The 5,876-nt window shown below is 53.8% G+C and carries 5 protein-coding genes; all 5 read right to left on the reverse strand.

Going from position 1 to position 5,876, the window contains the following annotated elements:
• Positions 1–255: 255 nt before the first annotated feature.
• Positions 256–1,527, reverse strand: a complete 1,272-nt coding sequence (locus FP815_03160; GenBank protein MBA3013935.1) for a CinA family nicotinamide mononucleotide deamidase-related protein — start codon at positions 1,525–1,527, stop codon at positions 256–258.
• A gap of 52 nt (positions 1,528–1,579) precedes the next feature.
• Entirely contained in the window at positions 1,580–2,878 is a 1,299-nt protein-coding gene (locus FP815_03165) for a cytochrome C (protein MBA3013936.1), read from the reverse strand.
• Entirely contained in the window at positions 2,875–3,945 is a 1,071-nt protein-coding gene (locus tag FP815_03170) for a hypothetical protein (protein MBA3013937.1), read from the reverse strand. Before FP815_03170 ends, FP815_03165 begins: the two co-directional genes overlap by 4 nt.
• A gap of 57 nt (positions 3,946–4,002) precedes the next feature.
• On the reverse strand, positions 4,003–5,319 hold the full coding sequence (mtaB, locus tag FP815_03175; GenBank protein ID MBA3013938.1) for a tRNA (N(6)-L-threonylcarbamoyladenosine(37)-C(2))-methylthiotransferase MtaB: 1,317 nt from the start codon (positions 5,317–5,319) through the stop codon (positions 4,003–4,005).
• Between the two features lie 212 nt (positions 5,320–5,531).
• A partial coding sequence (locus FP815_03180; GenBank protein ID MBA3013939.1) for a tRNA 2-thiouridine(34) synthase MnmA occupies positions 5,532–5,876 on the reverse strand: 345 nt, incomplete at its 5' end.

The following is a 5,876-nucleotide window of genomic DNA, read 5'->3' on the forward strand; positions in this document are numbered from 1 at the left end:
AAAAGCCCGATCTACTGCGTTGCAGCGCACTTTTGCTCATTCGGCACACCATATGTGTGGCCTCATTCGCAAAAGCACACTGCGCCTTGTATATCGGCCCTTTTGCTTAGCCATCCCGTGACTTTTTGCGAGACCATCAAACTTGTAACAAGTCGAAAAATTTATAATTTCGCCATGCAAAGGCGTAGGATGGGCACCATTGTTGTTGCGCACGAGAATTCCCCGACAAATGAGGCTCCAACACCCCGGATGCTTTTACTCCAAAGAGTATTTTTCCTCAAGCAGTTTGCGCCGGATCAGGTCCAATCCAGTCTGGGCGCTCAAGCATTGAATCTCCTCACGTTTGCCAGAAAAAATGCGCCGGCAATGGCTGACCGCCCCCTTCCAAGCAATGCCGAAAAATACTGTGCCAACGGGTTTCTCTGCGCGGCCGCCATCTGGTCCGGCAATTCCGGTAACCGACACTCCCAGGTCAGCCCCGGTGGCCTGACAAACACCCCTGACCATAGCCTCTGCTACCTCCCCGCTGACCGCACCGTGTCGCGCCAATAACTCAGGATCGACAGCAAGAAACTTAATCTTCATAGCATTACTATACGCACAAACCCCACCCAAATAATAACCGGAACTGCCTGGCACGGTGGTGACCAAATGCGAGATCAGACCCCCGGTGCACGATTCAGCCAAGGCCAGGGTCAGACCGTGCTCTCGAAGCAACAGACCAACCGCCGTAGCCATAGTATCTTCCCCAGTGCCGTAGAGACTGCTGCCGATAGCTTCCCTGATCATCTGATCAACAAGGACAAACAGACTGTCGGTTTCCTCTTCACTGGTACCGATGGCGGTCAAGTTCAGGTGGACTTCCGGAAAAACCGGATAATAGCCCAGTCTGATCATGGAGTTATGAGCCTCCAGGTGACTGACCCGATGATTGACTTCAGACTCCGGCATTCCGAAGATCCGGTAGAGAAGTTGACGCACAAAGCGACGCTCCTCCTGCTGCCAAGCGGCCAACCGAGGAATGACGCTATCGGTCAACAGCTCCTTCATCTCATGAGGGACACCAGGGAGGAAAAAAATTGGTTTCCCGGCATGGACCAGAAAGTACCCTGCCATACTGGCTTCAGGTTTCAAGACTTCAGCCCCGGCCGGCAGCCAGGCCAATTTTTCCAAACTCACGCCACGGCTGCGCAGATCCCCGGTTGCCTTACTGTCTACAAGATAGGCCTCAATCTTAACTAAGATTTCCGGATGAAGTGTTGCAGGGCGGTTCAGCGCTGATGCCACAGCCTCATTGGTCAGATCATCGCTGGTCGGCCCCAGGCCCCCGGTAACGATGACGAAATCGGCACGATCCAGGGCCTTGGTCAAGGCAGAACCAATCAATTCCGGCGAATCACCGATTGTGGCCATGGCCACAATCTCATGCCCTACGGCAAACAGATGGTGGGCAGCAAAATGGCTGGTCATGTTTAAGATTCGGCCCGAGGTCAGCTCGTCACCAATAGCTATTATTTCTCCACGCATTGCTCTATGAAAATAACGTTAAAGTATCTGAATCCAAACCCTAAAATCAACCTCACGGCTCTTCCCGACGGTTATGCAAGGCTGTGGTCAAAAATGCGGTCAACGCCCTCTGCTCCTCCGCCGTGCCTATAAAGGGGGGCATATACGGGTATCCCCGGCCCATGCTGCCAAGAATCATATCCAACTCCCTTACCCCGAGCTGTTCGGTTCGCGGCAGAATATTGTTCATTGGCCCGCCAATGGAGTGACACGACAGGCAGAGAGTCATGAACAGTTCCTTGCCCACCAGGACACGATTGCTATCGGTTATAGGCCGCTGTTCCACCCAACGCGCCGCCTTGATAACGCCTGTCTGAGCCAGGGAGGATATATCTTTCTTGAAAATCGAGTTGGCGTACATATGGTCGCGGATAATATACGGCCGCCGGCCGCCCTCCCGAATGAACTCAAAGGCCCCGAGGTAGCAGAAGCCGATTAACAGCATGACCACGGCAAACACTCGATTGACACCTGCCGGCATCCGGATAGCCATGATCAAACCGCCAAGAACAATCAAGGGCGAGCAGATCGCAAAAAGGCGAATATACTGGGTAAGAAACGGCATGCGGTGAAAAATCATCTCCCCCACCTCAGGCGGCAGGGCCGACGCGTACCACCAGGCAGCACCAAGCAGCAACACGACAGGCACCAGGAGCCAGGTAGCACAATATCGCATCAGGGAGTGACGCACAAACACCTCTTTGACCGTGCAGGCAGTCAAAAACCCGAACAACCCGGCAAGGATCAACGAGAGAAAGGTCCGGAAAAAGAGCGCCGGCCAGAAGGTGGGGTTAAAAAAACCGTCCCAGAACGAACCGGTTTGCAACCAGGCGCCGGGCGTGAGCATGAAATCGATGATACCACTGACAAAAAAGAGTGACAACCAGGCGCTTACGGCATAGATCCAGCCAACTCGCAGATGATCACGCTCAGTGAGCCGGTCAAAGGTATAGGTGTAAATAAAGATGGAAATAATCTCCACCAGAAAGAACAGCCACTCGATAGCCCAAGCAAAAACAAAGTTGTGAATCAGGGTCGAAGTGGCAGCAGGACTGAGCAGGGAAATGGTAAACCAGATGCCGATTCCGGTCAGGCTGCCCAACACCATGGTCAAAACCAGAAAAAAGCGCGCATGGCGCTGTACATACTCAAGGATCTGCCGGTTGTTCTCTCGCCGCCCCTTGATCTCGGTCAAAACCAGAAAGAGTCCGCCACCGACGGCAAACTGGGCGATAAAAACATGGATCGTGGCAATCAGGGCGATCAGGAGGCCGCCTCCGGCAAAGTCAAGTTGCCAAACTGGATAGTTCATGACCGCACCTCCTTATCCCGCCGCCACACGGTTAACAGCATCCACCGAATCAGCAAGCCGGCGCCTACGAGCACAAGCAGAAAAAGCGCCAACGGAGAATACTGGGACGCAACCGGCAGGTCGCCGAGCCGGAAATAGGGCTTAAGAGTAGCGATTCGCAAAAGATCGCGATCCAAGGTCATCAAAAAGACGGTCGCCAGCGCCCATGCCACGGTCGGCGCAACTCGGTAAGATTGGGCATTGACCAAGGCCTTGATCGTAGTGACCACCGACCCGGCCAAGAGGAGCAAAAACATACTCCCGATCAGGGTAGACGGATCATGAGTAGCCAAGGGCAGGCTACCGAAGAACCAAACCCCAATCCCGAAATTGACAATGGTCGCCAAAGAAAACCACTGACATCCGTACCGAATCCAACTCCCGCCCCCTGTATCACCCCGACGCTGTCGGATCTCAAAAAAGACGGCGATGGCCAGCCCCCCCATGGCCAGACCAGAGGCGACAAAATGCAGATACCGAGGCACAAGAGACGGGTCGGCGATATTGAGCAGCCAGCCGTTTCGATCGTCAAAGTACCGACCCCAGCTTATTGGCATCTGCATCAGACTGATATTGTTTGAAAAAAGAAAGGCTATGACCAAGAGAGCACCAGCAGCAATACCGATGAACAAAGGACCTCTGCCATAACCATCATTGGAGAAGTAGGCAATATAGGCGGCAACGTAGGAGACCATCAGCAGCGGCACGATAGCCAGCCAATAGCTCCCCATCAGGATGGAGCTGGTATAGAAAAATTGCCCGTAAAGGGCCTGAACAAAAAGCAAAGGGGCAACACCGAAGTTGATGGCAAAAGCGATAGTGAAGGGGAACGTGCGGGCAATGGAGTCCCGCAGGGGGAATTGGCCAGCATCTCCTTTGACAGCGATACTCAGACCGATGCAGGCCAGACCAAGAACGACATTCATGGCCACGAGATGCAGGAAGGTGGTGACGGTAAGGGGCAGCTGCAACCACAACCAGTGAACAGGAATGGCATCCGGGGACGGAATCAATGACACAATATCCATGATACTCCTCCTTATTCGCTCATCTTAGCCCATCTGAACCTGAACGTAAGTTTTCGCTCAGGCCAGACGGCCAAAGACATCGATACCCTTGACCTGTTCAATCACCACCTCGACAATTTCGTTTTCCAACGAGGCTGGACCATGAAAATAAACGGGGATATAATTTTCAGTGAACCCCTTAAGCATCTTATAGCGATTCTTGCTTCCTTCCACCAAAACCCGGTGGACCGTGTCAAGCTGGCGGCCATAAAAGAGCCGCCGCTTCTCTTTGCCGAGCGCGGTTAGCCGCGCTGCCCGTTCTTCCTTAACCGGGGCCGGGACCTGATCAGGCATGGTCGCGGCGGGCGTCCCTGGCCGTTTGGAATAGGGAAAAACATGCAAGTAGCTGATTGGCAGTCGTTCAATCAGACGCAGAGTCTGCTCGAATTCGATATTATCCTCACCCGGAAATCCGGTGAGCACATCAAGGCCAATGGCGGCGTGCGGCATAACGGCAAGGACCATATCAACCACCTGAACAAACTCCTCCACCGTGTATTTCCGGTTCATCCGACCAAGGACCGATGAAGAACCGCTCTGCAAGGGAAGATGAAAATGGGGCATGAATTGAGATGAGGCCGCCATCAGGTCGAGGAGTTCACGGGACAATTCTCCCGGCTCCAGCGAACTGATCCGGTAACGCATGCCATACTGCTCGCCAGCCAGACGCTCAACCAAGGTCAGCAACGACCCTTTGGGCTCAAAATCTTGGCCGTACATCCCAACATGGATCCCAGTCAGCACCAGCTCTCGGTACCCCTCCCGGACAAAAACCGCCACCTGGTCCATCACCCGCTCGGGAACGAGGCTGCGCACCCGACCACGGGCATACGGCACAATACAGTAACTGCAAAAATTATTACACCCGTCCTGAATCTTCAGATAGCAGCGAGTCCGACCAGGAAAGCGACGAACCGGCAGATCACAAATCTCCTTCTTCTTACTGATGTCGCCCAGATAGATCTCCAGATCGCACATCCTCCGAGAAAGGGCAATATCCACCAGCAAGTGTTTATTCTCGTTTCCGACCACGCAGATAGGGCTATCCGCCAATTCCAAGACCTCCTGAGTAGCAATCTGGGCATAGCAGCCAGTAACCACTACCCGGGCTCCGGGATTCGCTCGCAGCGCCCGCCGGATCAGCTGCCGGGATTGAGCGCCAGCCTTACCGGTAACGGCACAGCTATTAATAACGTAGATATCAGCAAGCTCCCCAAAAGGGACAACCTCCACCCCTTGCTCGGTAAAACGCGAGGCAAAGGAGGCCGACTCATACTGGTTGACCTTGCAGCCCAAAGTGGTGATCGCGACAGTTTTCTTTCCGGATTCAGGCATGGGAGGATTCAAAACCGATAACTATTTAGGTTAACGGTAATCAGTTATCGGTTTACAGTTAAAAAAAGGCGGTTCACGCGGTTCTACACGCTCACCATGAATGGTAATGGATTTATTGAATCGAAATACTAGTATCAGTGGGTAGTCAGCTATTGACAGGATCCCCACCGTCAACTGTTAACCGCTAAACTGATAACCTTAAGTTACAAAAGTCACAGGATCGCCCCGCCGCCAATCACCTCATCCCCGAGATAGAGCGCGGCGAACTGCCCCGGGGTTATGGCCCTCTGGGGCTCAGAAAAACGGATGGTATAACAATCTCCCTGCCTGCTGAGCAGCGACTGAGCGGCTTGATGACGGTAACGGATCTTGACCATAAAGGCCTGGGGCAGATTCGGTTCGTGACCTGAGACCCAATGCATCTCGCGTATTGAGAGGGTATCCTGCCACAGCTCCTCTTCCTTGCCGATGATCACCTGGTTCCGGTCCGTGTCGAGGCCAATCACGTACCACGGCGAGGCGTCCGGGATGCCGAGCCCCCGCCGTTGGCCCACGGT

Source organism: Desulfobulbaceae bacterium (assembly GCA_013792005.1).
In the GTDB taxonomy this organism is placed as follows: domain Bacteria; phylum Desulfobacterota; class Desulfobulbia; order Desulfobulbales; family VMSU01; genus VMSU01.

Excerpts from the sequence above, each read along its gene's own strand:
- FP815_03170 (MBA3013937.1), bottom strand. The coding sequence starts at position 3,945 with ATGGATATTGTGTCATTGATTCCGTCCCCGGATGCCATTCCTGTTCAC.
- FP815_03160 (MBA3013935.1), bottom strand. The coding sequence starts at position 1,527 with ATGCGTGGAGAAATAATAGCTATTGGTGACGAGCTGACCTCGGGCCGA.
- mtaB (MBA3013938.1), bottom strand. The coding sequence starts at position 5,319 with ATGCCTGAATCCGGAAAGAAAACTGTCGCGATCACCACTTTGGGCTGC.
- FP815_03165 (MBA3013936.1), bottom strand. The coding sequence starts at position 2,878 with ATGAACTATCCAGTTTGGCAACTTGACTTTGCCGGAGGCGGCCTCCTG.